27 protein-coding genes are annotated in these 25,458 nt (G+C 62.8%); 17 read left to right on the top strand and 10 right to left on the bottom strand.

All coding sequences use genetic code 11. The features are described from left to right. Positions 1–6: 6 nt before the first annotated feature. The 4 genes from AMYHA_RS08400 to AMYHA_RS08415 are packed head-to-tail and all read left to right on the top strand — an operon-like array spanning position 7 to position 3,530. Positions 7–966 carry a daunorubicin resistance protein DrrA family ABC transporter ATP-binding protein gene (locus AMYHA_RS08400; protein WP_034269717.1) on the top strand — a complete coding sequence of 320 codons (960 nt, stop codon included), beginning with the start codon at positions 7–9 and terminating at the stop codon, positions 964–966. Beyond that, the gene (locus AMYHA_RS08405) at positions 963–1,799 is read left to right on the top strand and encodes an ABC transporter permease (protein WP_051399678.1); all 837 of its coding nucleotides are present in this window, start codon (positions 963–965) and stop codon (positions 1,797–1,799) included. The genes AMYHA_RS08400 and AMYHA_RS08405 overlap by 4 nt, the downstream gene beginning before the upstream one ends. A gap of 19 nt (positions 1,800–1,818) precedes the next feature. Continuing rightward, a complete protein-coding gene (locus AMYHA_RS08410) occupies positions 1,819–2,262 on the top strand; it encodes a cobalamin B12-binding domain-containing protein (protein ID WP_034269722.1) in 444 nt (147 codons plus the stop codon). 20 nt (positions 2,263–2,282) lie between these two features. Continuing rightward, on the top strand, positions 2,283–3,530 hold the full coding sequence (locus AMYHA_RS08415) for a methylaspartate mutase (protein ID WP_034269724.1): 1,248 nt from the start codon (positions 2,283–2,285) through the stop codon (positions 3,528–3,530). Here AMYHA_RS08415 and AMYHA_RS08420 read toward each other — a convergent pair. The 4 genes from AMYHA_RS08420 to AMYHA_RS08435 all read right to left on the bottom strand — a co-directional run bounded on the left by AMYHA_RS08420 (position 3,503) and on the right by AMYHA_RS08435 (position 7,364). Next, on the bottom strand, positions 3,503–4,276 hold the full coding sequence (locus AMYHA_RS08420) for a thioesterase II family protein (protein WP_034269727.1): 774 nt from the start codon (positions 4,274–4,276) through the stop codon (positions 3,503–3,505). The genes AMYHA_RS08415 and AMYHA_RS08420 overlap by 28 nt on opposite strands. Before the next feature lie 64 nt (positions 4,277–4,340). Continuing rightward, positions 4,341–6,287, bottom strand: a complete 1,947-nt coding sequence (locus AMYHA_RS08425; RefSeq protein ID WP_084036971.1) for an ABC1 kinase family protein — start codon at positions 6,285–6,287, stop codon at positions 4,341–4,343. A gap of 16 nt (positions 6,288–6,303) precedes the next feature. Continuing rightward, a complete protein-coding gene (locus AMYHA_RS08430; protein WP_231104663.1) occupies positions 6,304–6,861 on the bottom strand; it encodes a hypothetical protein in 558 nt (185 codons plus the stop codon). A gap of 2 nt (positions 6,862–6,863) precedes the next feature. Further along, the gene (locus AMYHA_RS08435) at positions 6,864–7,364 is read right to left on the bottom strand and encodes a DUF3995 domain-containing protein (RefSeq protein WP_051400360.1); all 501 of its coding nucleotides are present in this window, start codon (positions 7,362–7,364) and stop codon (positions 6,864–6,866) included. A 547-nt stretch (positions 7,365–7,911) separates the two neighbouring features. Between AMYHA_RS08435 and AMYHA_RS26345 the strand changes: the two genes are divergently transcribed. The 13 genes from AMYHA_RS26345 to AMYHA_RS08490 all read left to right on the top strand — a co-directional run bounded on the left by AMYHA_RS26345 (position 7,912) and on the right by AMYHA_RS08490 (position 21,017). After that, the gene (locus tag AMYHA_RS26345) at positions 7,912–8,922 is read left to right on the top strand and encodes a peptidoglycan recognition protein family protein (protein WP_231104665.1); all 1,011 of its coding nucleotides are present in this window, start codon (positions 7,912–7,914) and stop codon (positions 8,920–8,922) included. Between the two features lie 168 nt (positions 8,923–9,090). Further along, entirely contained in the window at positions 9,091–9,765 is a 675-nt protein-coding gene (locus tag AMYHA_RS26350; RefSeq protein ID WP_330760648.1) for a M15 family metallopeptidase, read from the top strand. Positions 9,766–10,086: 321 nt separating this feature from the next. Then, positions 10,087–10,611 (top strand): SRPBCC family protein, encoded by a 525-nt coding sequence (locus tag AMYHA_RS26925; RefSeq protein ID WP_157361946.1) that lies wholly within the window; start codon positions 10,087–10,089, stop codon positions 10,609–10,611. 218 nt (positions 10,612–10,829) lie between these two features. Next, complete coding sequence (locus AMYHA_RS08445) at positions 10,830–11,609, top strand: IclR family transcriptional regulator (protein WP_034269733.1); 780 nt, start codon at positions 10,830–10,832, stop codon at positions 11,607–11,609. Between the two features lie 24 nt (positions 11,610–11,633). Continuing rightward, positions 11,634–12,542 carry an alpha/beta hydrolase gene (locus tag AMYHA_RS08450; protein ID WP_034269736.1) on the top strand — a complete coding sequence of 303 codons (909 nt, stop codon included), beginning with the start codon at positions 11,634–11,636 and terminating at the stop codon, positions 12,540–12,542. Between the two features lie 22 nt (positions 12,543–12,564). After that, the gene (locus tag AMYHA_RS08455) at positions 12,565–13,212 is read left to right on the top strand and encodes an ABC transporter permease (RefSeq protein WP_034269739.1); all 648 of its coding nucleotides are present in this window, start codon (positions 12,565–12,567) and stop codon (positions 13,210–13,212) included. 34 nt (positions 13,213–13,246) lie between these two features. Continuing rightward, positions 13,247–14,203 carry an ABC transporter ATP-binding protein gene (locus tag AMYHA_RS08460; RefSeq protein WP_157361948.1) on the top strand — a complete coding sequence of 319 codons (957 nt, stop codon included), beginning with the start codon at positions 13,247–13,249 and terminating at the stop codon, positions 14,201–14,203. Further along, positions 14,200–14,961, top strand: a complete 762-nt coding sequence (locus tag AMYHA_RS08465) for an ABC transporter permease (protein ID WP_196776866.1) — start codon at positions 14,200–14,202, stop codon at positions 14,959–14,961. The genes AMYHA_RS08460 and AMYHA_RS08465 overlap by 4 nt, the downstream gene beginning before the upstream one ends. 28 nt (positions 14,962–14,989) lie before the next feature. Beyond that, on the top strand, positions 14,990–15,958 hold the full coding sequence (locus tag AMYHA_RS08470; protein WP_034269742.1) for a glycine betaine ABC transporter substrate-binding protein: 969 nt from the start codon (positions 14,990–14,992) through the stop codon (positions 15,956–15,958). Continuing rightward, positions 15,951–16,799 carry a nitrilase-related carbon-nitrogen hydrolase gene (locus AMYHA_RS08475; RefSeq protein WP_051399680.1) on the top strand — a complete coding sequence of 283 codons (849 nt, stop codon included), beginning with the start codon at positions 15,951–15,953 and terminating at the stop codon, positions 16,797–16,799. Before AMYHA_RS08470 ends, AMYHA_RS08475 begins: the two co-directional genes overlap by 8 nt. Positions 16,800–16,801: 2 nt before the next feature. Continuing rightward, the gene (locus AMYHA_RS08480) at positions 16,802–17,629 is read left to right on the top strand and encodes a DUF6282 family protein (protein WP_051399681.1); all 828 of its coding nucleotides are present in this window, start codon (positions 16,802–16,804) and stop codon (positions 17,627–17,629) included. A gap of 5 nt (positions 17,630–17,634) precedes the next feature. Next, positions 17,635–20,493 carry an FAD-binding and (Fe-S)-binding domain-containing protein gene (locus AMYHA_RS08485; protein ID WP_084036979.1) on the top strand — a complete coding sequence of 953 codons (2,859 nt, stop codon included), beginning with the start codon at positions 17,635–17,637 and terminating at the stop codon, positions 20,491–20,493. A 323-nt stretch (positions 20,494–20,816) separates the two neighbouring features. Beyond that, a complete protein-coding gene (locus AMYHA_RS08490) occupies positions 20,817–21,017 on the top strand; it encodes a hypothetical protein (protein ID WP_034269745.1) in 201 nt (66 codons plus the stop codon). Positions 21,018–21,025: 8 nt separating this feature from the next. Here AMYHA_RS08490 and AMYHA_RS26930 read toward each other — a convergent pair whose 3' ends face one another. The 6 genes from AMYHA_RS26930 to AMYHA_RS08515 all read right to left on the bottom strand — a co-directional run bounded on the left by AMYHA_RS26930 (position 21,026) and on the right by AMYHA_RS08515 (position 25,440). Then, positions 21,026–21,340: a hypothetical protein gene (locus AMYHA_RS26930; protein ID WP_157361951.1), complete on the bottom strand. Its 315-nt coding sequence runs from the start codon at positions 21,338–21,340 to the stop codon at positions 21,026–21,028. Positions 21,341–21,558: 218 nt separating this feature from the next. Further along, positions 21,559–21,852 carry a hypothetical protein gene (locus tag AMYHA_RS08495; RefSeq protein ID WP_051399682.1) on the bottom strand — a complete coding sequence of 98 codons (294 nt, stop codon included), beginning with the start codon at positions 21,850–21,852 and terminating at the stop codon, positions 21,559–21,561. 138 nt (positions 21,853–21,990) lie between these two features. Next, the gene (locus AMYHA_RS08500; RefSeq protein ID WP_196776867.1) at positions 21,991–22,440 is read right to left on the bottom strand and encodes a helix-turn-helix domain containing protein; all 450 of its coding nucleotides are present in this window, start codon (positions 22,438–22,440) and stop codon (positions 21,991–21,993) included. Between the two features lie 220 nt (positions 22,441–22,660). Next, a complete protein-coding gene (locus AMYHA_RS08505; protein ID WP_231104666.1) occupies positions 22,661–23,848 on the bottom strand; it encodes a TIGR03857 family LLM class F420-dependent oxidoreductase in 1,188 nt (395 codons plus the stop codon). Further along, positions 23,754–24,830: a phosphotransferase family protein gene (locus tag AMYHA_RS08510; RefSeq protein WP_034269751.1), complete on the bottom strand. Its 1,077-nt coding sequence runs from the start codon at positions 24,828–24,830 to the stop codon at positions 23,754–23,756. The genes AMYHA_RS08505 and AMYHA_RS08510 overlap by 95 nt, the downstream gene beginning before the upstream one ends. Before the next feature lie 43 nt (positions 24,831–24,873). Next, entirely contained in the window at positions 24,874–25,440 is a 567-nt protein-coding gene (locus AMYHA_RS08515; RefSeq protein ID WP_157361952.1) for a nuclear transport factor 2-like protein, read from the bottom strand. Positions 25,441–25,458: the final 18 nt, after the last annotated feature.

The raw sequence follows: 25,458 nt of genomic DNA on the forward strand, positions 1-25,458 counted from the left end.
GGAGCGATGGAATTCGCGATCCAGGCGGAGGGACTCCGCAAAGCCTATGGTGACCATGAGGCGCTGCGCGGGGTCGATCTCGCGGTGGAACCCGGCTCGGTTCTCGGTGTACTCGGGCCGAACGGAGCAGGAAAGACGACCATTATCCGCATCCTCTCCACATTGGTGGAAGCGGATGCTGGCTATGCCAAGGTAGCTGGACTCGATGTCACACAGCAGCCGAATGCGGTGCGTTCTCGGATTGGGCTGACTGGTCAATACGCGGCGGTCGATGAACGACTGACCGGGCGGGAGAATCTTGAGCTGATCGGGACATTGCATCACCTCGGGAGAAGTGAGGCGAAAGCTCGGGCCGCGGATTTGCTTGACCGACTCGACCTCGTAGAGTCCGCGGACAAACTGAGCCGGACGCTTTCTGGCGGCATGCGCCGCAGACTTGACCTCGCGGCAAGTTTGGTCGCCGATCCTGTGGTCATTTTCCTCGACGAGCCGACCACGGGTTTGGATCCGGTGAGCAGAACTGTGTTGTGGGGAATGATCAGAGAACAGGTGAAACGCGGCGTTAGTGTGCTACTGACGACGCAGTACTTGGACGAGGCTGATCAACTCGCCGATCGCATCGCAGTCGTCGACTCTGGCCAGGTGATCGCCGAGGGCAGCCCGGATGAATTGAAGACCAAGGTTGGCGGTGAGCGGTTGCATATCCGGATCGCCGAGTCCGCCGATATGCCGGAGATCGTGGGACGCATCAGCACAGCGACCACGGCGACACCACTGGTGGCAGAGGACGGTTGTACGGTGTCGATTCCCGTCGACACGGACTTTGCCTGCGTGTCGACGGTGGCGGCCGCACTTGATGGTGCGCCGGTCGAGGTGCGCGAGTTCGCGATGCGTCGACCGTCACTTGACGATGTCTTCCTCGCTCTAACTAAGAATTCCGATGAAAAGGAAAGGACAGTCGCATGAGTGCGATAACAACTCTGAACGGGAGTGGGGAGCTCGGGAACGTAAAATGGACCGCCCTCAGCGACTGCCGTGCGTTGATTGGCCGGCATCTGCGGCACCTTATCCGAATGCCGGAGAAACTGGTCAGTGCGACATTGATGCCCATGGGTTTCGTTGTGTTGTTCGGCCTGTTGTTCGGATCAGTGATTTCGGTTTCCGGTGGTAGCTATCAGGAGTTCATCATGGCTGGGATCTTCACTCAGGTGATGATGACGTGTGTACCGAACACCGCGATCGGCACGGTCGAAGACTTGCGCAATGGCCTGGTGGATCGGTTTCGCTCGCTACCGATGAATTCCGCGGCCGTGCTCGTCGGGCGCACCGCAGGGGATCTCGCGCTACGCGCTGTCACGGTGCTGGCGATGACCGCGGTTGGATTCGCCATCGGCTGGCGGATTGAGACTGGCTTCTTCGCCGCACTTGGTGCGTACGCGGTGCTGTTGTTGTTCGGTTTCACGATGTCCTGGATCGGCGCGGTGCTTGGCCTCGTTGCCCGAAGCGGCGAAGCGGCCGCCACGATGCCGTCGCTCCTGCTGATGCCCCTGATGTTCCTGTCGAGCGCGTACATTCCGACTGGCGGTTTGCCGGGGTGGCTACAGGCGATCGCCAACTGGAATCCGCTCTCGGCCGTGGTCAATGCTCTGCGTTCGCTGTGGGGGAACCCGGCGGCGACGGACGCGAGCGTCTTCACAGTGCAGTACGCGGTACCGCTCGCACTCGGCTGGATGGCCTTGATTCTCCTGGTGACGGTGCCGGTTGCGGTACGTCGTTACAGGCGAGCAGTCGCTCGCTGATCCGGAATGGAGGAAGCTGATGACTGCACCGCAACGCAGAATTCTGCTGTCAAGCGTGTCATCTGACGCGCATACGTGGAATTTGGCTTACTTGCAACTACTCTTGGCCGAGTCCGGGCACAGGGTCGACAATCTCGGCGCGTGTGTACCAGACTGGCTGCTCGTTTCGCGCGCTATTGCGACCAAGCCGCACGTCATCGTGATCAGTACGGTCAACGGCCACGGTTACGCTGATGGTCTCCGATTGATTGGCGCGGTGCGTGCGGAAGCAGCGTTGTGCGAGGTTCCGGTCGCGATTGGCGGTAAACTGGGCGTGTCCGGCCTGTTGACTGCTGAGCACGAGCGGAATCTCCTCGACGCGGGGTTCGATGCTGTGTTTGAGCATGATGCGAATCTGATTGATTTCCTGACGTTTGTCGACATGGCGCCGGCCACCGACATAGCGGCTGAACATCATGCCTGAACTTTTGACGCGGATGAGTGATGAGTGAAGACCGTGGTTTCTCCGGATTCATCAGCAGGGCGCGCGAGCGTGGCAAGCTCGTGGTCCAGCCCCGGATGGGGTTTTCCTCTCCCGTGGAGATGGCGCGCGGTCTCGCGGCTGTGCGGGCGGCACGCGCGCTAACGGTGGGTACCATCACCCTCGATAGCTACACCAGGACCGGGCAGCTCGATGAGGCGCGACGGGCCTTGGCTGATGGGATTCAGCTCAACGGGTACCCAATCGTTACCCACGGACCGAAAGTGACGCGGGAGATACTCGGCGGCGTCGTCAGTCAGGCGTTCCCGGTCCAGGTGCGGCACGGCTCATCGCTACCCGGCGACATCTTCAACGCGATCGTGGACTCCGGGCTCGTGACGACCGAGGGTGGTCCAGTGTCCTACTGCCTGCCGTACAACCGCACGCCGCTGCGGCTGGCTGTACAGGAATGGCGCCGTTGTACGGAACTGCTTGCCGAACGTAAGCACGCACACCTTGAGACCTTTGGCGGGTGCATGCTGGGGCAGCTCTGCCCACCGAGCATGCTTATCGCGCTATCGGTGCTTGAGGGGATGTTCTTCGCGCAGCATGGCATCAGCAGCATCTCGTTGAGCTATGCCCAGCAAACCAGTGCCGAGCAGGACAGGGAAGCATTGGCTGTACTGAACCGTGTCGCGAGTGAACTCCTTCCTGGGGTGGAGTGGCACGTCGTGCTCTACACCTACATGGGTGTGTTCCCTGCTACTCGTGCCGGTGCGCTCGATCTGCTCGGTGACGCTGCCATGCTGGCGGTAAGGGGAGGAGCGGAGCGATTGATCGTCAAAACTCCCGTCGAGACGCACCGTATTCCGACGATCGAGGAGAATGTCGAGGCGCTCGAGTTCGCCGCGGCGGCCGCAGAGCACGAGCGACTGCGTGACGAACCACCGGCGAATGTCGTTGACACTGGGCTCTATGACGAGGTTCGGGCGCTCGTGGAGCGAGTGCTTGAGCTAGACAATATGATTGGCAGCGCGCTCGTGCGAGCTTTCGAGGCCGGTTACCTCGACGTTCCGTACTGCTTGCACCCAGACAACCGGGGTGCTACATCGAGTCACTTAGACAGCGAGGGCAAGCTTGGCTGGGCGCGTACTGGATCCCTGCCGCTGCCCGCCGTGCGAGGGCCAGCAGCCGAGCTGACAAGCAGCGACTTACTTGCCGCGCTTTCGTACGTGGCCCGCAGCTATGACAGGGTACCTGTTATGGAGTGAGCGAGCTGTGTGACGACATCGGCGACCAACTCTGATTCGCATTCTGCGAGATAGAAGTGACCACCGGGGAAAACGCGGTGGGTGAAGTGAGCGGACGTGTGCGCCGTCCAACCGAGAATATGCTCCTCGGTGATGTCCGGATCATCATCACCAACATAGGCGGTGATGGGAGCCGAACTCACGCCGTCGAGCGTGGGTTTGTAGGTTCCGAGCAGCCGGTAATCGGCTCGAATGGCGGGCAGGACTAGGTCACGGAGATCAGGTTCGTCAAGCACGGTAGAACTGGTTTCGTCGAGCCTGCGGACATCGGCCATGATCGCCTCGTCGCCGCCGAGGTAAGGCGGCCGTCCGGTGAGCAGTCGTGGTGCTCGGCGGCCAGACAGTAGTAGCGCTTCGGGCGCTATCCCATGATTGTGCTCGAGCAACAACGCGGTCTCGAATGCGATTGATGCACCCATGCTGTGCCCAAATAGGACCATTGGCAGGTCAGAGAGGGGAAGTAGCGCCGTCAGCAGTGCGTCCACCATGTCCGGCATACACTCGATGGGTGGTTGCCCGAGTCGGTCCTGCCGGCCGGGATAGCACGTGGCTAGCAATTCGACATTTAGGGGTAGGTGAGCTGACCAGCCGCGGTAGGCTGCTGGCGTACCGCCAGCATGTGGCAGGCACACCAGGCGGAGAGCGGGTTCAGGCAGGGGACGGAAGCTGCGGAACCAGGCCGTGGTATGAGGGTTATGAGTCGCCACAGCGTTACGTTAAAGCCAAGTTCGCCGAGGCAGTAGCGTCGTTGCAGGGAGCGGAAGCACCACTTCACGTGCGTTGACGTGTGATGAGAAACAGGACACGGAGGAGAAGGACGCTACTCACCACCAGAAGGTGGTAGCCAATGATCTGGTGGAGACTTACATCGGGGGTGACGGCCGGGCCACCGGTCGTGCCCAGTAGTAGTACAGCCATTAGCCCGGTGATGCCGCCTAGGAACGCCGTCAACGCTGAGTGCAGCAGTCTGGTCACGATCTTGCGTTCGCGCTCGTCGGCGAGTACTCGCACCTTCACGGAGAACTCACCGCGCTCTAATGACTCGGTGATGCGGTCGATACGGCGCGGGACCCGGCGCAACATCGGCAGTAAGGCGAACATCTCACTGGCCGCCATTGTGGGTAGTGACCGCTCGGTAAACTGCTTGGTGAACAGCGACAACGCGCTGCGTCGCGCCTCAACGACCAGGTTGAACTCAGTGGTGAGGCCAGAGATGGTGCCTTCGAGTGCGAGCAGCGCGCGAAAGACAGCCGCGATCTCGGGCGGTACCTCGAGACCGAACTCAGCGGTAAGAACGAGCAGGTCGGAGAACACGCTCATATCCGGGACGGAGCCGTCGGCTAGGTTGGTGACCGTGAACCGGCCGAGCGCTCGTTCGAGTCGTTGCTTGTCGACGTCATCGTGGCAGTAGACGATCTCTAGTAGAGCATCGCGTAACGCGGCCGGGTCGCCGGAGTTGGCGGCGAGCAGGAGGTGCTGCAGGCCGGCCCGTAACCCGGCGTCGAGTCGGGCGACTGAACCGAAATCAAGCAGCGCGAGTCGGCCGTCTTCGAGTAGTAGTACATTGCCGGGATGCGGATCGGCGTGGAAGACACCGTCGGCGACGATCTGTCGTAGCAAACTCTCTAACAGCGTGCGTGCGAGTGCACCTGGATCCAGCCCGCGCTGAGCTACGAGCGATCCAGCGGAGCCGAGTGGGATCCCATCCAGCCAGTCGAGTATGAGGACCCGCTCTGTACTGAGCTGCTCGTGTGCCACCGGAAGAATGATGGGGCCGCCACCGTGCGCGGCATCTGCGGCCAGGATGGCAGCGGTGTTGCGTGCTTCTATCCGGAAATCGAGTTCGTCCAGCAGCGCGGTGGCGAACCCGTCGGCGAGGTCGGCAAGCCCGATGGCGCGGCCCCAGCGGGTGCGGTTAGCGAGGACGCTGACGAGGCGTCGCATGATATCGAGGTCGCGTTCGACGACAGCCAGAATCCCTGGACGCTGTACCTTGATGGCGACCTCTTCGCCAGTACGCAGTTGGCCGCGGTGTACTTGGGCGATCGCGGCGGCAGCCACCGGTTGATGGTCGACCCGAGAAAAGACAGTATCGGGATCGCGGCCGAAGTCTTCCGTGAGCACTTCCCTGACCCGTTCCCACGGCACGGGGCAGACGCGGTTATGCAGGCGGGACAGCTCGGTGACGAACTCCGGTGGCAACAGGTCATGGCGAGTGGCCATCACCTGGCCGAGCTTTACGAACGTGACCCCGCCCTCCTCAAGCGCGAGTCGCAGGTTTCGGGCGAGCTTCGCGGTGTCGCTCCGCCTGTTGGCACTGCCTCGGCCACGTACGTACGCTGCGAGACCGTGTCGCACAGCGATTGACATGATCTGCCCATACCGGTGGGTGCGTGCGGCGCGGGTGCGCAGCGCGCCGATCCAGTCCATCGGCCCGCCCAAGGAGCCAGACGGCGCGACCGCCTCGGCTAGCGCGAGGAACCCCATGGCGATGAGGACGCCCACCCCCAGTTGCAGGCTGATCTGTATTGGCCGGTGTCCTTCAAGTTGTACGGTGCTGCCCAGCACTGACTCCGCGATTACCCCGAAGGTCCCGGCGAGCACAGCGCGCATCAGTCCGACGCGTAGTCCTAGGATTTTGCGGGCAGCGACAGCAAGCATGGCCACCAGGAACATCGTCCCCGCGACGAACATCAGAATCCAGGTGGTCGTCCCCATGCCTTCGCCTCACAAACTAAGCGCGGCTGCCCCCGTGCGGCCGCCGCGGACTGGCCAGCGCCGAGCGCCGGATCGCCCGCAGCCACTCCCGTCGGATCTGCCCGCTTGGCAGCCGGATCAGTAACCAGTACACGGAGAACGCACGCCGGGATGGCGCATCCGTGGCCAGCACCCTCGTCTCCGTGCTCAGCAGTCCGCCGCACTGCCTGATGTTGAATGCGACGCGGTAGTAGCCCGAGCCGCTGAACTCCCGGAACTGCCGATATGGGTCCGAACCGAGTGCGAATGGCTCCGAACTGCCACCGATCGGTGCGATCGCACCGATAACCAACTCATCCGTTTCTCTTGCGAGCACCCGGAAACCGCCCGAGGTCAGCTGTGACAAGAACGTCGAGTCGGCGCAGGGCGACTTACGCCCAAGTGAAGACACTGTGATCATTGCCCGGAATATCGGCAACTCCCGCCAGGTGACGGTCTCGGCAGCAGCGAGCACGTCAGCGGCCGGCGCAGATACCGGGAGTTGATGCCGCTCCCGATGGTCCCAGTCCGGGAGCAGGTCGTCGAGTAGCATCATGATCACCGTGCCTTGCGCTGTTCAGCGTTGAAAGTCGACGCGGCCAGGATGAAGAAGATTCCGCCGAGTAACCACCATGGCTCGAAGAGAAAGGCACTGAGCCGATCTGCTTGTGATGTGGGCACATCAGCGGCGCCGAACAGCATCTTGATGTCCGTGACGATGGTGTCCGCGGCGTGCACGATCGCGAGGACTCCGGTGAGTGCGGTGAGCCACGTGACCGTCCGGCGATAGCGGCGGCCGATTGGCCTGACAAGAGCCAGAGCCAGGAGCGCGCCAGCCAAACAGAGCGGAACCGCGACGATATCGACAACGAGCAGCAAGGGATGCTCCGTGATCGAGAACCCGTCAGGCAATCCGACCGGGCCACCCATCGCCCAATACACGTGGACAGCAGCGAAGATGATCATCCAGCTCGCACACAGACTAGCGAGCAAGCGGAGGCGCATCGAACCACCGACATGCCGATGGGCGGCGTGATCACTGGCCGATGTCGCGGTCATCGCATCTCCTGTCTCGATCCGCCGGAACGTCGCGTACGACAAGTTCAGACTAGACCTGTGAGCCAGGACGAACATCATGATTGCCGCTTTCGGCAAGCGCTCTCGTTAATCCGATCGAGTGAACAGCCTCGCGTGTTCGACGAGTAACGAGGTTGGGGCGGGGAGATTGAGGAACTTCGATTCCGATACCGGCGCCGACAGCGGTCCCGGCGCGATGATGCCCGGGTGACCAATGGTTGCGGCAGGGTAACGGAATTGAGCAGCACGGTCAATATCCGCTGCGAGTTCTTGCAATTAGTCTCTATTCGTTAATTATCGAAGCTATGATGATCACATAGCTGGAAACGTCCCCTTCAAGGCGAAAATTTGGGGTTGTGCATGCTAGTTGGAAGTTCGCGGTGAGGTCCATTTACCGTTTGAGTTTCGAGGGGGTTATGTGAATTCTCGCGGTCTCCGCAGGGGTAAATATTGTGAACATACTAGTTCTGGTTATTTCGGTTGTTCATGCACGGAGACGAATCGCCGTAGTGTTATCAGCGGTGCGTTGGTGGGATTAGGTGTCCTGCTCGTACCACGTGGTATAGCGCGTGCTAGTTCGGCAAGTCCGACCATATACACCACATCTGATTGGAATGCTCGCGCGCCAGAGCGAGCGCCAACCGTCCTCGACGAGCCGGCGGGCAAGATCGTAGTTCACCACACAGTTACGGAGAATAGTGCGGACTATTCACTTGAACATGCTTTCTCGTTAGCTCGGTCGATCCAGAACTATCATATGGACAATAATGGCTGGATCGATTCCGGTCAGCATTTCACCATTAGTCGCGGCGGGTACATGACCGAAGGGCGACACGAGAGTCTGGACGCGCTGCGGAATGGCAGCAAGTTCGTGGAATCAGCGCACTGTCGCGGTCAGAACCGGATGGCCGTTGGTATTGAGAACGAAGGTACCTACACGTCAGAAGCGCTACGTACTGAACATTATTCGGCATTAGTCGAATTGTGTGTTTATCTGAGTGAACAGTACGGAATTGATCCCTACGAGATATACGGTCACCGTGACTTCAATGCGACCACGTGTCCAGGTGACGAACTGTACGCGATGCTGCCGACGCTGCGCGGCGATGTAGCGGCCACGGTCGGTGGTGACCCCACCGGGGTGAGTTGGCCAATTTCGCGCGCTGGGGACTCCGGTGAACGCGTACGCAGTGTGCAATACCTGCTCAACGAGCATGGCGACAGCATCATGGTTGATGGAATATTCGGGCCCAACACCGAAGATGCCGTGCGAAACTTCCAGTCAGGGGTGGGTGCGGCAGTGGACGGCATCGTGGGCAATCAAACCTGGAATCAAGCAGTGCGTGACCGGGAACGTGGCAGTAGCGGTCAGGCCGTACGGGCGGTGCAAAGTCAGCTTTCGAGTCGCGGGTATCAGATCGCCGTCGACGGTTTGTTTGGTCCGAACACCGAGTCCGCGGTGACTGAATTTCAGTCCAATAATCGCATTCGCGCAAACGGTGTAGTGGATGCGCGTACGTGGAGTGTGCTCGTCCAGTGAGCGAGATCTGGCGTCGCTGAAAGCGCAGAATCGTCGTTGGTTAGCTGGACGCCACCTGGGATGTGTGTAGGTACAACGGAAGTTGATAAAGGAGGAATGTTGAGCGTACGCAGGAGATTGTTACGATTGCTTCCTGGTGCTCTAGTTCTTGGTCTGGTGATGGCCGGGATGACGGCCATTAGCCCCACGCATGAGGCAGCCGCGGATAGTTGTTATACGTGGAATCGGACTCTTTCAAAAGGTGACTCCGGATCTGACGTAACTGTCCTCCAGGTTCGCGTGTCCGGCTGGGCAGGTTATGGTGATCCTATTGCTGTCGACGGGATATTCGGCTCGGAGACCGAGGCTGCGGTCAAGCGGTTCCAAAACGGGTACGGCCTCACGGTGGACGGAATCGCTGGTCCGGAGACTTATGATCAAATCTATGCGCTTCAAGATTCAGACTGTACACCGGCGCATTTTTCTTGGTCTGAATTCGACTCGCCGGACTGCAATTGTTTTTCCGGAGGTAACACCAGTACTGAACAGGTGAAGGAAAACGTACTGTTGACAATGTGGAAGCTAGAAGCGAAGCGACACAAACTGGGTGATAAACCCCTATATGTCAGCTCTGGCTTTCGCAGCGTTGCATACAACGATTCTGTCGGCGGTGCGCCGAACAGTAAGCACACCTATGGTCTCGCCGCTGATCTCACCGGATCGCCGGGGTTGTGTACGCTCGCTCGTGCGGGTAGATATGCTGGATTCAACGGCATAATCGGCCCTGGTGCCCCGAACCATGATGACCACGTGCATTTGGACACGAGGTCTAGTCGGTACTGGAACGCGCCCAGCTGTTTCTGAGTCGTCACTGTTTGACATGTTTTGAGGTCGTCTGAGGATCTGTCCTGCACAGATCGATCGTCGACGGTATGACGGCACAGTGAAGCTCCTGGTTCTGGTGTTGGTGCTCCTGGTCGACACCGCTCAGACCAGGAGCTTCACTCTTTGTTGATCACTATGCCTTTGCCCACTACCCGCCAACCGCGTCACCTCACGTGAAAATAACCGAACATGTAGGTTCATGAAGGCGGCCTGGTTTTCTCCTGGCAACTGTACTAAAGCCGGTACTTAAACTGTTTGGACACAAAAGACAGATCTGTATTGGAGCTTTACATGTTGGTTATGAGTAACGTGCATCAACGTGTCTATGACTCGGATAGCGCTCAGCTGAATGATGTCATTGACCAACTCGCCGATCCGGAAAAATCAGTGTGGCCACCGCGCTGGCCTCAGTTGATTCTTGAGGAGGGGTTGACCATTGGCTCCAAAGGCGGCCATGGGCGCATTCTGTATTCTGTCTCACGCTACCATCCCGGCCGCTTCGTCGAGTTCCGGTTTGACCCCAGTATGGGGCTGCGAGGTAGACATTCGTTTGAGGTTATTGACGATGATGATCCGAACACAACGTTGTTTCGACATTCCATTGTCGCAGTTCTTGATGGGCCAGCGAGGTGGCGATGGCCGCTGATGATCCGTTGGACTCACGATGCGTTGATTGAAGATTTATTTGATCAAGTTGGATATTCTATCGGTCAACCCCCTCAAAGGCCTGCTCGCTGGCCGGTGTGGGTTCATGTCGTTCGATGGCTACGCGGTCACGGTCGTGCGGTCCGCGCCGCCGCAGGAGGAGAACGGCCAACCGGATGATCATGTCGTTCGCCTGCCGCAAATCTTGCCCTCGCTGTGCTGCTGGAGTTGTCGGTCGGTCAGCGACTGCGCGCAGATGACGCGGTGACCGTCGCCTGTCACCGTAGAATTACGGGCGGTAACGAAAGATGCATCGCCACAGCGCCGTCTGCTAAATCGTTGCATTTTCTGCAACACGCTATTGTGGCCGATACACCGGGGTCTACAGCATCATCCGCATGGGTGGCACCGAACACACTGCGGCGGCGAAACTGGTCGCTCTCCTGGATGCCTTGTCTGGGTCGGATTCGCCGTCTCGGGAGGGGTTGACGGTCGCCGAACTGGCGCGGTCGATGCATCGGGACAAGTCGATCGTGTCCCGGCAGCTCAGGCCGCTTGTCGAACTCGGTCTGGTGGAACGCTCCGAGGATGGCAAGCACAGTTTGGGATGGCGCTTGTTCGCGATAGCGGCGAAGGCGGGGGACCAGCGGTTGCTGCTGTTGGCTCCGCCGGTGATGCGTCGGCTCACCCAACTGGTGCGGGAGCGGTGCCATTTGAGCATTCGACGTGGCACAGATGTGTTCACGATCTTGTCCGAGAGCCCCCAGCGTCCAGTCGAGGCGATTGGTTGGATCGGCCGGACATCGCCCGTGAACTGCACGTCGTCCGGCAGGGCACTGTTGTTCGATCACACCGACGAGGAGATCCGGGAGTTGTATGCCGAACGGTTCATTCCGGGGCCGGGCCCTCATGCGGCGACGAACGTGGACGATCTCCTCACCCGGCTCAAGGAGGCGCGGAGGCGCGGTTTCGCGCTGGTAGACGGGGAGTTCGACGCCGACCTCAGTGCAGTCGGTGCGCCGGTCCGCGATGTTCGGGGCAACATCGTCGCCGCGCTGAATATCTCCGCCCCTGCCTACCGCCTGCGAGACCGCATCACGGCCGCTGGCCAGAACATCGCGCAGGCAGCCGCACATCTCAGTCGTTCGCTGTCGTCGCCCCCTGCCGCCAAAGAGTGATTCACCAATGAAGGAGCACAACGTATGCCCAGGTTTTCCCTTCCGTTCTTCAGCGACGGCCATCGGCTCGATGCTGATTTGCATCTGCCGGACGACGACGGCGAGCACGCGCCTTACCCGATCGTCGTCGCCGCGAGCGGTTACCAGGGTTTGAAGGTCATCCACCCGGAACGCTTCGCACGTGCGCTTACACCGCGTGGTTATGCCGTCCTCGCGTTCGACTACCGCGGCTTCGGGCTAAGCGAGGGCGAGCGTGGCAGGTTGGTCCCGCAGGAGTGGGTTCTCGACGTGCGCGCGGCCGTTGACCGCGTCTCGTACCATCCTCGCTTGGACGGGGAACGGGTAGCGTTGCTCGGCTGGGGCCTCGGCGGCGGTGTTGTGGTTACCGAGGCTGCCGATGATCCGCGTGTGAAGGTACTCGCCTGTTGCAACGGAATCGCGGATGGTTATCGGTCCACCCGGAAGATGCACGACGACCAGACGTGGCGCAGCCTGCTGCGAAGGGTTGAAGCGGACCGCGAACGACGCACCACGCTTGGCCGTTCGGAGATCACCTCACCCTGGGACATCGTGCGTCTCGACCTTGATGATCGCACCGACGGCTACGTGGACGAAGAGTTGTACAAGGCACCCGGCTTCGGTGCCGGGGTAAACCTTGAGTCCGCTGACTATTTGTTGCGCTTCCAGCCCAAGGAGCATGCCGCCAAGCTGACGGATCAGCCGCTGCTGATCGTGCATGGCGAAAACAACCAACTGCACAAGGTGGAGGAGGCCCACACGCTTCACGACGTCGCGGCTGGGCCCAAGCGGCTCGAGATCCTTGAGGGGAAGGGCCACACGGAGTGGATGTTCGATGAGGATCCGACCTTCAAGCACATGATGGAAACCATCGACGAGTTCTTCAGTGTCGCCTTCAGTTCCGGCAAAGCTTGATGACCCCCGACTGGAGAACCTCATGAGCTTTCTCGATTACGTCGTTGAGAACTCGGAACGGATCCTGTTCCTGCTGCTTCAGCACGTGCAGGTTGTCCTGCTGGCGGTCGCTATCGCGACTGTCATCAGCGTTGCCGTCGCCATCGGAACAGAAGCTTCCCAGAGATTCCGCTCGGCGACGCTCTCGGTAACCGCCACGATCCTTACGATCCCATCGTTCGCGCTCTTCGGTCTGATGATCCCGATCTTCGGGCTCGGTGTCATGCCGACCGTCCTGGCGCTCACCATGTATGCCATTTTTCCCATCCTCCGTAATACCGTCACGGGACTCGAGACCGTGGACGCAAACGTCGTGGACGCGGCGCGCGGCATGGGGATGGGAGCGGCGGAGAGGCTCAGACGCGTGAGCCTTCCGCTCGCGTGGCCGGTGATCCTCAACGGGATCCGGGTGGCCACGATCATGGTCGTCGCGATCGCCGCGATCGGAGCCGCGGTTCGTGGTCCTGGGCTCGGCGAGCTCATCTTCCGAGGACTGTCACGGATGGGCGGCGCCAATGCGCTCAACGAGGCACTGAGCGGAGTGGTCGCGATCGTGATCGTCGCCGCTGTCCTCGACCTGGTCTTTCTGATCACCGGCAAACTCACCACTCCGCGAGGCCTTCATGCCTGACATCACCAACGACCCACGAGACCGGAGCGAGGCCATGATTTGGCTGCAGGAGGTCACCAAACGCTACCCAGGGGCAGCCGCGGACGCGGTCGCCCCACTCACCATGGAGATCAAGCGTGGCGAGTTCGTGGTCCTCGTCGGCCCTTCTGGGTGCGGCAAGACCACGACGCTGCGAATGATCAACCGTCTGGTGGAGCCATCGTCCGGCGAGATCTGGATCGACGGCAAGAATGTCACCCATACGGACCCGAATGAGCTGCGTCGCCGCATCGGTTATGTGATCCAGCAGGTGGGGCTCATCCCGCACATGTCGATCGGACAGAACATCGGTCTTGTGCCCCAGATGTTGGGCTGGGAGAAGCCGAAGATCGCCGCCAGAGTCGATGAGCTGCTCGAGCTTGTCGGTCTTGATCCTGCTTCGTATCGCTCCCGATATCCGAAACAACTGTCCGGCGGCCAGCAGCAACGAGTGGGCGTCGCCCGTGCGCTGGCGGCGGACCCGCCGATCATGCTGATGGACGAGCCGTTCGGTGCCATCGACCCGATCACCAGGGAGCGTCTCCAGGATGAATTCCTCGAGCTGCAACGACGGATCCGGAAGACGATCGTCTTCGTCACCCACGACATGGACGAAGCACTTCGTCTTGGCGATCGAATCGCGATCTTCGCGGAAGGATCTCGCCTTGCGCAGTTCGCGAGTCCACTCGAGATCCTCACCGACCCCGCGGACGACTTCGTGCGTTCGTTCATCGGTGAGGGCGCTGCCCTTCGCAGGCTCTCCCTCCTCAAGGTCGGTGACCTGACCGCCCCGGACAACGGCTACCACGGCGAGGCCGCGAGCCTCGCCGTCACGCCGGACGAGACCATCGCCGCTGTACTGGAGAAGATGCTGCTACACGGCGCCGACCGAGTACGCGTCAGTAGTGGTGGCGAGATGACCGTCCAGGACATGCTCCTCGCCTCGTGCCGGCTGGACGGGGGTGCGGCGTGAGCCAGACGGTAACCGATCGGGTCGCGCTCGATGATGAGTCGCCGATAAAAGCGACGTGGGTGCTACCGGTCGTCGCCGGAGCGCTGGTCCTCGGGACGCTGGCGTTCATCCGGACCGCGGACCTCGACTCCATTGAGGCCAGAGCACTCACGACGGACATCCTGCTGACACGACTGTGGGAGCACGTGCTCCTCGTCGCGGTGTCGACGGTCGCGGTGATCGCCATCGGTGTCCCGGTGGGGATCCTGCTCAGCCGTTCCAGGGCGCGGTTCATTCAACCGCCCGTGCTGGCGCTGGCGAACGCTGGTCAAGCGATTCCGTCGATCGGCATCTTGGTCCTGTTGGCCTTGATCTATGGGGTCGGCTTCGACATGGCAGTGATTTCACTCATCCTGTACGCCCTGCTGCCGATTCTGCGCAACACCATCGTCGGCCTCAAGCAGGTCGATCCATTCGTGATCGATGTCGCGAGGGGGATGGGGATGAACCCGCGTCGCATTCTGCTCACGGTGGAACTGCCGCTCGCTGTGCCTGTCATGCTTGCCGGGATCAGAGTGTCGTTGATCTTGAACGTCGGCGTCGCCACGCTGGCGACGTACACGAATGCGGGCGGTCTCGGAGATCTCATTGAGAGAGGGATCGTCTTCTACCGGATGCCGATATTGCTGACCGGGTGCCTCCTCACCATCGCGCTGGCGCTTGTCGTGGACTGGCTAGCCGGAATCACCGAGCGGGGTCTTCGCCCCAAGGGGCTATGAACTACATCAACAATCGAAAGGCAATTTCATGCGCAAAAGCAGCGAGCTCGTCTCCATCGTAACCGCAGGGGCGCTATTGCTGACCGGCTGTGGGCTCGGAGACTCACCACCAAGCAACGTATCGGCAGGCTCGCTGGCGGAGTCAGGTAATCTCGCTGGTGTCGAGGTGACGGTGGGTGGCAAGGAGTTCACCGAGCAGCTGATCCTGTGCGAAATCACAGCGCAGGCGTTGGAGTCCGCCGGGGCGGAGGTCCAGCGAACGTGTGGCATGTCGGGCACCAGCACCGTGAGGTCCGCGCTGGTAAGTGGGGACATCGACATGTATTGGGAGTACACCGGAACGGGCTGGATCACTCACCTCGGCAAGACGAAGCCGATCGCCGATCCGCAAGAGCTGTACCAGGCTGTCGCCGACAAGGACGAGCAGCAGAACTCGATCTCTTGGCTTGATCCGGCTCCGGCCGACAATACCTATGCCGTCGCGGCAAGCCGGGAGAAGGCCGAGGAACTCGGCGTCGAGACCCTTTCCGACTACGCAGAGCTCGCCACCAGTGACCCGGCAGCAGCAGGTTTCTGCGGCGCGGCCGAGTTCTTCGGGCGTGACGACGGCTGGCCGGGGTTACAGGACGCCTATGGGTTCGAACTCAAGGATGCTCATGTTTCCGAGCTTGCGGCCGGCGCCATCTACAACTCCATCGACAAGGGAAAGCCGTGCGCTTTCGGTGAGGTGTTCGCCACCGACGGTCGGATCGCTGCCCTGGACCTTGTCGTGTTGACGGACGACAAGGACTTTTTCACTGCATACAACCCGGCGGTGGCGATTCGTAAGGACGCGCTGGCCGCCAACCCAGCGATCTCTGACGTGCTCGCACCGCTGGCTGACTCACTCACCGACGAGACGCTGCAGACCCTCAACGCTGAGGTCGATGTCGACGGCGCCACGCCGGAGAAGACCGCGAAGGATTGGCTGGTCGAGGAGGGCTTCGTCGGTGAGTGAGCGCACTGACCGGACGTCGGAGGACACCAAACTCCGCGTCCGGCTCTTGCAAACCGACCCGAAACTGGGCGATGTGGACGGCAACTTGGCCCACCTCGACTCGTTGGTTCGCTCCGCGAGTGGATCTGATCTGGTCGTCGCACCTGAACTGGCCACGCATGGATACCACCTGAGTCAGGTGCCAGATGCGATGCCGCTCCGGCCGGATGATGAGAGGTTGCTGGCCCTCGGTGAGCATGCTCCGGCCGTGGCGGCGGGTTTCGCGGAGGCCTTCCGCCATCACACGTTCAACAGTGCCGCTCTGTTGACGGGCGGCGATGCCTGGATTCAACGCAAGATGTACCTGCCCACCTATCGTGGGTGGGAGGAACGGAAGCACTTCCGCCCTGGCGGGCAGCTGATATGCCGTGACCTGCTTGGCACGCGGCTGGCGATGCTCGTCTGCAACGACGCGTGGCAGCCCGCGATTCCGTGGCTGGCGGCGCACAGCGGAGCTGAGGTCCTTGTCGTCCCAGCCAACAGCGCGGAGGCCGAGGTAGGTGTCGCGACGCAGCGTGCATGGGAGATCCTGTTGCTGCACACGGCCGTCGTGCTCCAGTCCTTTGTGATCTTCGTCAACCGCTCTGGTACTGAGAACCAGCGCGATTTCTGGGGAGGATCGCGCGTGATCGACCCCTCGGGGGAAGTGATCGGTCAGCTCGGTTCCGAACCCGGCGAACTCGACTGTGTACTCAATCTCAAGGAGCTGCGGTTGCTGCGTCGTCGCTGGCCACTGCTGCAGGAGTCGCGCGCCGATGTCGTCGCCAGAGAGTCGGGGCGACTTGCGGCAGAGGAGTTCTGAGGGTGTTCGACAGCCACGTGCATGCCGGACCGGATGTTGTCCAACGCATCGGCGACGACGCGGACGTTGCCGATGCGTTCGACCTCGCCGGCTTCTCCGGTTTCGTGCTCAAGGCCCACTACGAGGCGACGGTGGGCAGGGCACACGCCGCCGCGAGGCTCACCGGGCAGACGGTGTACGGCGGGATCGCGCTCAACCAGCACTGCGGTGGCGTCAATCCCACCGCAGTCGCCACGGCGCTGTCGTCGGGCGGCAGGGTCGTGTGGATGCCAACGGCCGATGCGCATACCCAACGAACCGCAGGCCTGCCGCGGCTGTGCCATCAGGAGCCACGGCTGCCGTCGCGGACGTACGCCGTTCCGCCAGTGGAGCCCGCGGCTGGCGCGGACACGGAACTTGTGCTCGCGCTCGTCGCCGATCACGACGCCGTGCTTGCCACGGGACACCTCAGCGATGAGGAGTGTCATTGGCTGAGCGAGCGGTCACGCTTCTACGGCATCAACCGGCTCATGTTCACGCACCCGTCCTACACCGTCCCCGGCTTGCGGCCCGCTGAGGTTCGTTCGCTCGTCGAGGCTGGCGGGTATGCCGAGGTCACCGCCTTCCAGCTGTTTCACCAGTCAGGTTGTACGCCGGCAATGCTGGCCAGGGTGGCCGAAGCGGCCGGGGACAAGCTCATCCTCTCGTCTGACGCAGGCCAGCCGGACTCGCCGTCGCCGCCGGAGGCATTGATGATGCTGATCGACGTCCTCGCCGCTGAGGGGCTCGATCGCTCCTGGCTCGAGGCAGCTGCCTCGACCACGCCGACGTCACTCTTCGCCCCGAGGTGACCGCGATGACCGAACCGCTGTTACGAGAACTAGCTCCGAGGCTCGACGGCGATGTCCGCACCGACGACGGCACCCGTGCCGCCTACGCATCGGACGCGTCCAACCACCGAGTGGTGCCGCGCGCCGTGGTGTTCCCGCGCTGCGTCGAGGACGTCGCCAGCACCGTCCGACTGTGCGCTGAGGCCGGGGTGCCGATCACCTCGCGCGGCGCGGGCACCAACATCGCGGGCAACGCCATCGGGCCCGGTGTGGTCGTCGACTACTCCCGATACCTGAACCAGATCCGCTCGGTCGACCCTGAGACACGCACGGCAGTGGTCGACCCCGGTGTCGTGCTCGACCGGCTCCAGGACGCGGCACGTCCGCACGGGCTCCGGTTCGGTCCCGACCCATCGACCCATAACCGTTGCACCGTCGCAGGCATGATCGGCACCAACGCGTGTGGCTCCCATTCGGTGGCGTGGGGGACGACCGCGGCCAGCGTCATCGACCTCGACGTCCTACTCGCGGACGGCGAGGTCCGGTCGCTCGGGCGAGCCGCCGACCTTACCGCCCGGCTTACCGGCCTGCGCGATGAGAACCTCGCGGTGATCCGGCGGGAACTTGGGCGGTTTCCCCGGCAGATCTCCGGCTACAGCTTGCAGCACCTGCTTCCTGAACGCGGATTCGACCTCGCCAAGGCGTTCACTGGCAGCGAGGGAACCTGCGGCGTCATCACCTCGGCGACAGTCGCGCTCGTCGAGGTCCCGCCCCACCGGGCTTTGGTGGTGGCTGGATTCCCGGACGACATCGCGGCCGCAGTGGCGGCACCGCAGGTCACCATGGTGGGTCCGCTCACCGTCGAAGGAATCGACGACAACCTGGTGCGCGCGTTCGACACCCGCCCCGGCCTCCATTTCCGGCCGGAGCTACCGCGCGGTCGTGCCTGGCTGCTGCTGGAGGTGTGCGGCCAGGATCGTGAAGAAGCCGATTCGCACAGCCGGAAAGTCTCTGAAGCCGCGCACGCGGCCGGCGCCTTGGACACCCGGATCGTGACTGACGACGCTGAGCAACGAACGTTCTGGCGCATCCGGGAACGCGGCGCGGGCCTTGCCACCCGCACCCCGTCGGAAGCGGAGGCATGGCCGGGTTGGGAAGACGCGGCTGTTCCGCCGGATCGACTCGCCGACTACCTGACGGGCTTCCACGCGCTGCTCGCCGACCACGACCGGCAAGGCATCGTCTACGGGCATTTCGGCGAAGGATGCGTCCACGTCCGAATCAACCACGACCTGCTCAGCGACCAGGGAAGGGCGGCCTACCGCCGGTTTCAGGAGGAAGCGGCAGAGCTGGTCGTGGCACACGGCGGCTCGCTTTCCGGTGAGCACGGCGACGGGCGCGCACGGTCGGAGCTTCTCGGCATGATGTACGGCCCCACCGCGCTGCGTGCGTTCGCGGCCTTCAAAGCGGCGTTCGATCCGGGAAATGTGTTCAACCCAGGAATGATCATCGATCCCGAACCGCTCGACGCGAACCTGCGGCTCGATGTCAACCGGGCCCAAACCGTTGACCTGGAGTTCGGATACTCCGAAGACGACGGCGACTGGGGCAAGGCGATGCGTCGATGTGTCGGTGTCGGTGCCTGCCGCACGGAGTCCGGGGGTGGCATGTGCCCGTCGTATCGCGCTACCAAGGACGAACGGCACAGCACCCGAGGCCGCTCGCGAGTGTTGTTCGAGATGCTCGACGGTCACCTCAGCGCCGATGGCTGGCGGTCCAAGGACGTGTACGAGGCGTTGGACCTGTGCCTCAGCTGCAAGGCCTGTTCGAGCGAGTGTCCGGTGTCGGTGGACATGGCCACCTACAAGGCCGAGTTCCTGCACCAGCATTTCCGTGGCCGGATCAGACCTCGCAGCCACTACAGCATGGGCTGGCTGCCGCTGTGGCTCGCCGTGGCAAGGCGTATGCCACGGCTGGCGAACATGATGCTGAAAAGCAAAGTTCTCGCGCGCCTCGGCGGCATCGACCCCCGGCGTGCGCTGCCCGCACTGTCCACGACACCGGTAAAGGCGAACGTGGGGCAGTCACAGCGGCCCGCACCGGGCGCCGAGCAGGTCACGCTGTGGATCGACACATTCACCGCATCTTTCGGGCCCGCCATCGCCGAGGACGCACATACCTTACTGCTCGCCGCAGGGTATGACGTCACCGTGGTGGGGCCGGACGTCTGTTGCGGGCTGACCTGGGTATCCACCGGGCAACTGACCACGGCTCGGCGGGTGATGGCCCACGCTGTCACGAAGCTGGCCGAGGCGCCGGGCGGGATTGTCGTGATCGAGCCGAGCTGCGCCGCAGCATTGCGCGGCGACGCACCGGAGCTCGTGGGGACCCCACAGGCGAAGGAAGTCGGCACACGCATCCGCACCCTCGCCGAGGCTCTCGAGTGCCGCGGCATCGAGTTCGAGCCGATCGACCAGCAGGCAATCGGACAGTTTCACTGCCACCATCGCGCGGTATTCGGGACCGAACCGGACCGGCGATTGCTCGCCCGGCTGGGCGTCGACCTCACCAGCGTGGACGAAGGATGTTGTGGCCTAGCGGGAAACTTTGGATTCGAGCAAGGCCACTACGGCGTATCGGTCACGTGCGCCGAGCAGTCGTTCATCCCCGCGCTGCGAGCCGACCCCACATCGATCGTGGTCGCCGACGGATTCTCCTGTCGGCTGCAGATCGAACAGCTCGGCGGACGCAAGCCACTGCACCTCGCACAACTCCTGCGGCAGCAACTCACTGGCGCTCACTCCGTCGAGGCTGCGGAAGGCTTGGGGCGGCTTGCCCCGGACATTCTTCGGCGAACAGGGAAACGACGAAGCCGCGGCCAGTAGCGGGACAGGAAGGATGTCGTAGCCGAAGGCGTGTGGGCGCTGTGCACGCTCCGCGGCGCACGTGCCACCGCCCATGTCTGCGCAGAGATGGGCGCGAGGAGTGAGTCGAAGTAGGCCCCTGTGGGTGTTGCCTACCAGTCGCTGTGACCGGCAGGACGGAAGGACTCCACCGGGATATCGGCCATTATGACCGTGCCGACGGTGCGGGACTCGTCGTGGCCAGTCCCCACCGAGCGGTCAGGCGATGTTGCGGAGGCTGTGGCAGCTGGCTGCCCAGCCGCAGACCTGCTGAGCAGCCTGTCCTGTCGAACCGGCTAATCGATGTGGTCGTCGGTGTTGTCGCGGGCGGCTTCGGCGCGGCGGTCGGCGATGAGTTCGTCGACGACGCTGCCGGTGTGCCCGGCTTCCCGGTCCGCCCTGATCGCCTCGTCCTGTATGCGGGCCAGGAGCTGGTTCCTGGGTCCCGGATCGCTTCGTGGATGATCTGGGCGAGGAGGTCAGGGTCGTCGTGGTTGATGTGGTGATCGGCAGGTCACCGAGATCGTGGGCCTCGGTGCGCAGAGGCTGCCGGCCGCAGAGCAGGCCCACGAACTCTTGAGAGCAGGCCCACGAACTCTTGGACGACCGCGCGCCGGTTGCGGCTGCTCAAGTAGCGGGCGAGGTGGGCGTCGACGAGGTCAGCGGGGACTTCCCGCTGCGCGGCCTGCCGCAGCTCGGGAAGCCAGCCGAGTGCGAGCCGCAGCTGGTACCAACCCAGCAGCCGCAGTCTCTGGAAAGCCTCCGCGACGAGATCGAGGTGCTCGACGGCCGCTGAGATTGCTCCGTACGCGATGGTGGAGGCGGGCATTCGCATGTACTGCTTGTCGTCACCTGCTAGGCGACTGCCCGGTTCCAGTGTTAGTGGCGTGGACATCACCGTCGAATCACAAGGAGCCAACCGGCGACCAGACTCGATCCACCGACGGTGGACCTCGCGCATGGTGATACCCGCAGCAGCAGGCCCAGGGTGAGCAGGAGGCCACGGGCGATGGAGAAAGACGTTCACCGCGAATAATGGAGGACGCGTCAGTGCTGTCCGGCGTCGAGCCGGTATGCCTCTTCGCGCAGCGGGTCAGCATCGTTCGCATCGTGCGATATCTCCGCAAAGGTGCTGCTAGCGCTGTGACCAGGGACGTTGTTTTCTCCTGTGCGCAGCGTTGGCACAGCCTCGACCTCCTCGGGCTCCCCTGTCGATGACTCGGGAACAGTTCCGGTCGCCGTCTCGGCGCTGCGCCGTTTGAGGGCTTGGTTGAGCAGTTCCACCGACAGCAGCAGTGCCAGTGGTGGGCAGGCGGCTACCGCGATGGAGAAGGCGTTCAACTCGGGTGCGGAGGCGATGTTGGCGCACAGCGACAGCCCAATACCGGAAGCGAACGACAGCCACTAGGAGCGTGCATGCGCACTGCAGCCGCAGGGTTGGGTCAGGACGGAGGCTGGAGGTAGCCGTCTCGGTGACCATTAGACCTCACCTGCCCGAGGCCGCCCCTGCGGGTCGCGCATCGTGACGCCGCGCTCGCACAGACGTTGGCGCACCGTTTCGGCGGCGACATCCGTGCGTTCGCCGATCCGGGCCAGCGACCACCCCTGGTTGTAGAGGCGAATGGCGTCGTCGATCTGTTCGTCGGTCAGGCTGCGGCGGCGCATCGGCACGTTGTGGCGGTGGAGGATTGCGCTGACGGTCCGCCGCTCGATGCCGAACTGATCACCCAGTTCATGGACGGTTGCGCCCGACTTGTAGCCCTCGATCAGCTGCTGCACCTGGTCGCTGTCGAGCTGTCGAACGCGACTGGGACGTTGCCGCTTTGGTGGTGGTTGGGCGGGCTCGTCCAGGTCCGGCAGCTTCTCCCGCAAGGCTTTTAGCGCGGTGACCTGGTCTTTTGTGTTGTAATAAGTTCCCCCAACCTCCACTTGAAATCCCAGGTCCAGGCCCGGTATGTCACCGGGCCTGGACCTGTTTCTTTTGACCCGACCCACGTTTACCCCACGGTGTGGCCCCAGAAGTGGGGGCCCATGACGCATGCCGACTTCGACGTGGCCGTGCTCGATGGCGGGGGGGACATCGGTTACCCGAGGGGCGCCAGACCAGATGGCCGCCGCGATCGTCAACCGGATGGGGATTCGGCACCCTTCAGGGGCGATGGTTCCGGTAGCTATCGAGGATCGGTGTTAGTTCGTCCGGGGTTGCGCCGTGGAGGATGACTCGGTCGGCGCCGTAGTCGAGTTCGTCGCGGATGCGCTGCGCGCACTGCTCGGAGCTGCCGGTTGCGGCGGGGTGGAGCCACTCGTCGGGGATCAGTTCGGCGATGTGTTCGATCTGTGTTGCTGTGGCTTTGTGATCGATTCCGCCGCCGATGGATTGCACGATCGGGTCGTCGCGGAAGTGTTGTAGTACAGCGGGATCCCAGTCGTTGGTTCGAACCAGCAGGTCGCCGTAGCCCTGGAGGTAGGTTGCGAGGCGGGCGACGGTCTTCTTCAGCCGGAGGTCCTCTGGGAGGTGGTCCCCGACGGTGGCCAGGCATGACCACACTCGAACGGTGCCGGGGTCGCGTCCGGCTCGCTCGGCGGCCGTTTTGACCGTGCGGACGCAGCGTTGCAGGGTCTGTGGCGTGAAGTAGGTGTGCAGGATGACATCGTCGAAAGCCCGACCACCGAGTTCGAGTGTCCGAGGACCGAAGGCGACCAGTCCCAGCGGAATCTGTTCGCGAAAGTCGCTGTCGAGAAACAGGACCGGGTAGTTCCCGATCGGCCCGTCGTGGTTGACGATGGCCTCCCCGCGCCAAAGTCGTCTCATCACCGCGGCGAAGTCTTCCATCTGCGCGGTCGTCACCGCGGGGATGCCGAAGCCGGAGTAGATCGCGCTTATGCCGCGCCCGATGCCGAGGGTGAAGCGGCCACCGGAGAGCCGATGCATGGTGGTCGCCCACGACCCGGTGATGAGCGGGTGGCGGGTGTTGTGATTGGTGGCGGCGGTGGCGATGTGCATGCGTGAGGTCACCGCGCATGCCGCGCCGGTCAGGGAGGATGCCTCCTTGACATTCCATCGTTCCGAGATGAACGCGGTGCCCAACCCGAGTTGTTCACCACGACGCGCCTGCTGGGCCAGGGCGGCGGGACCCTCACTTCCGGATCCCCCGAGCAGGTAGAACCCGAGTTCTGAAAAAAACGCGGGCACAGGCGAATCGGTTCCGGATTCCGTGCGCTGTCCGATGGTTGGGGGAGATTCAGGCATCTGTGAGTCCTCGGATGAGAGTGAAGGTGTCGTGGTCGCGCAGCGCTTGGCATCCGCGCGAGAGCATGGCCAGGACCATGTCGTCACCGCGGTCGGTCTCGGCGGAGAAGGCGAAACCCAAGGTCGTGATCAACGGGACCTGGAGGAGTCCGAATCTGTAGTCGGTCCAGCATTCGTGCTCCGAATAGTCGCGTACGCCGTGCCGCCGCAGTGCCGTGTGATAGCTGGAGACCACTCGGCGTTCATGTTCGCGGCGCAGCGCCGGTTGAAGGCAGGTCGCCAGGAAGTAGGCGAGGTCGCGCCCGGGCAACCCGACCGACAGCGTCTGCCAGTCCACCACGGTGACGGAGTTGTCGGTGGGGTCGATGAGCAGGTTGTCCAGGCGGTAGTCGCCGTGCAGCAGGCTGAAGCGGGCAGGTTCGGCCAGCAGCCAGGATTCGACGAGCCCGGCTGCCTCGCACAAGGTGTGGCGATCTTCGGTGGCCATCTTCGCACCGAGACGTCCGATGGTGGTGTCGGTGGCGATGCCGGCAAGTTCGCCCAGCCCGCGGGCGAGATCGGCGTTGCCCTTGGGCATGGTTGCCGCCGGAAACTCGAGCCAGGCCGGGTCGCACCAGCGTGGTCCGTGTAATCCCGCGAGGGCCTCGACGGCGAGCCGGGCCACGTCGGCGTCGCAACCGGCGAGCTGGTCACCCTGCACGGCAGGTACCAGATCCGCCATGACGAGCACGAAATCCTCGCCGCCGCGGTCGATCGCGCAGTGATGCACCGTCGGAACGGGTACGGCGACAGTGTGGGCGACGTCGCGATAGAACGCGTGTTCCGCGCGATACCCCAATGCGACTCGCGCGCGCACCGACTCGTCCTGCGAGGGCAGTTTCACCACGAGGGTTTCCGGTCGCGCGGCCGCAGTCCGGCTCGATCGGAAGCGAACCCGGTAGATGGCACCTGTCTGCCCGGTCCCGAAGGCAGCGACCTCGACATGGTCGACAGCGATACCGAGCACGTGTGACAGCCACGGTGCGGTGATACCCGCGGGGCCGTGTGGAAATGTAGGCTTGCCGGCCATCCGTTCACTCATTCCTTCAGAAGCGGATCGGTGCCCAACGGCTTCAGGGTTGGTCCGTGGTCACCGGCCACAAGGGTGCGGGTGTCTGCCCGAGTGGGTACCAGCCCGGCAGGCGCCCTGCCGTGGCACTCTTGTTCATTCGTTCCGCGAAGTCCTCGCTCACTTTGCCCGACTTCAGTAGCCGGATGTACAGGTCGGCGACGTGCCCGAAATCGAAAAAATCGCGCTGCCAAGCCCATTTACCCTCGCCCGCATAGCAGAACCAGCTGCCGCCGAGGCCATAGACCTCGTGCTCGGCGCCTTCGGTGTCTCGGGCGATCTGTTTCCAGAAGCCCAGTACCTCGCCTACCTGCTCGTCGATCAGGACGCGCTGATAGGGGTAGCGCCAGCCGAGCAGGCCTTCCATTTCCTGGCCGAAGGCGATATCGCGGATCTCGTCGATCCCGATGCACATCACGTCGTCCTTCGGTCCGATGTTCCAACCGTAGGTCGCATCGGGGACGAAGAAATCCGCGAGAGGGCGCCAATCTCCGGTGCCCTCGGCGTCGATATTGGCTTGTAGCCAGCGCTCGACGACGTCTTCCATTTCGGCACGGGGGAAAGCGGTCACTGTGATGGTCCTTCTGTT

The organism is Haloechinothrix halophila YIM 93223 (assembly GCF_000504245.1).
Taxonomy (GTDB): domain Bacteria; phylum Actinomycetota; class Actinomycetes; order Mycobacteriales; family Pseudonocardiaceae; genus Haloechinothrix_A; species Haloechinothrix_A halophila.

Coding starts and splice junctions, on each gene's coding strand:
- AMYHA_RS08400 (WP_034269717.1), top strand. CDS start 7: ATGGAATTCGCGATCCAGGCGGAGGGACTCCGCAAAGCCTATGGTGAC.
- AMYHA_RS08405 (WP_051399678.1), top strand. CDS start 963: ATGAGTGCGATAACAACTCTGAACGGGAGTGGGGAGCTCGGGAACGTA.
- AMYHA_RS08410 (WP_034269722.1), top strand. CDS start 1,819: ATGACTGCACCGCAACGCAGAATTCTGCTGTCAAGCGTGTCATCTGAC.
- AMYHA_RS08415 (WP_034269724.1), top strand. CDS start 2,283: ATGAGTGAAGACCGTGGTTTCTCCGGATTCATCAGCAGGGCGCGCGAG.
- AMYHA_RS08425 (WP_084036971.1), bottom strand. CDS start 6,287: ATGGGGACGACCACCTGGATTCTGATGTTCGTCGCGGGGACGATGTTC.
- AMYHA_RS08430 (WP_231104663.1), bottom strand. CDS start 6,861: ATGATGCTACTCGACGACCTGCTCCCGGACTGGGACCATCGGGAGCGG.
- AMYHA_RS08435 (WP_051400360.1), bottom strand. CDS start 7,364: ATGACCGCGACATCGGCCAGTGATCACGCCGCCCATCGGCATGTCGGT.
- AMYHA_RS26350 (WP_330760648.1), top strand. CDS start 9,091: ATGACGGCCATTAGCCCCACGCATGAGGCAGCCGCGGATAGTTGTTAT.
- AMYHA_RS26925 (WP_157361946.1), top strand. CDS start 10,087: ATGAGTAACGTGCATCAACGTGTCTATGACTCGGATAGCGCTCAGCTG.
- AMYHA_RS08445 (WP_034269733.1), top strand. CDS start 10,830: ATGGGTGGCACCGAACACACTGCGGCGGCGAAACTGGTCGCTCTCCTG.
- AMYHA_RS08450 (WP_034269736.1), top strand. CDS start 11,634: ATGCCCAGGTTTTCCCTTCCGTTCTTCAGCGACGGCCATCGGCTCGAT.
- AMYHA_RS08455 (WP_034269739.1), top strand. CDS start 12,565: ATGAGCTTTCTCGATTACGTCGTTGAGAACTCGGAACGGATCCTGTTC.
- AMYHA_RS08460 (WP_157361948.1), top strand. CDS start 13,247: ATGATTTGGCTGCAGGAGGTCACCAAACGCTACCCAGGGGCAGCCGCG.
- AMYHA_RS08470 (WP_034269742.1), top strand. CDS start 14,990: ATGCGCAAAAGCAGCGAGCTCGTCTCCATCGTAACCGCAGGGGCGCTA.
- AMYHA_RS08485 (WP_084036979.1), top strand. CDS start 17,635: ATGACCGAACCGCTGTTACGAGAACTAGCTCCGAGGCTCGACGGCGAT.
- AMYHA_RS26930 (WP_157361951.1), bottom strand. CDS start 21,340: ATGCCCGCCTCCACCATCGCGTACGGAGCAATCTCAGCGGCCGTCGAG.
- AMYHA_RS08510 (WP_034269751.1), bottom strand. CDS start 24,830: ATGGCCGGCAAGCCTACATTTCCACACGGCCCCGCGGGTATCACCGCA.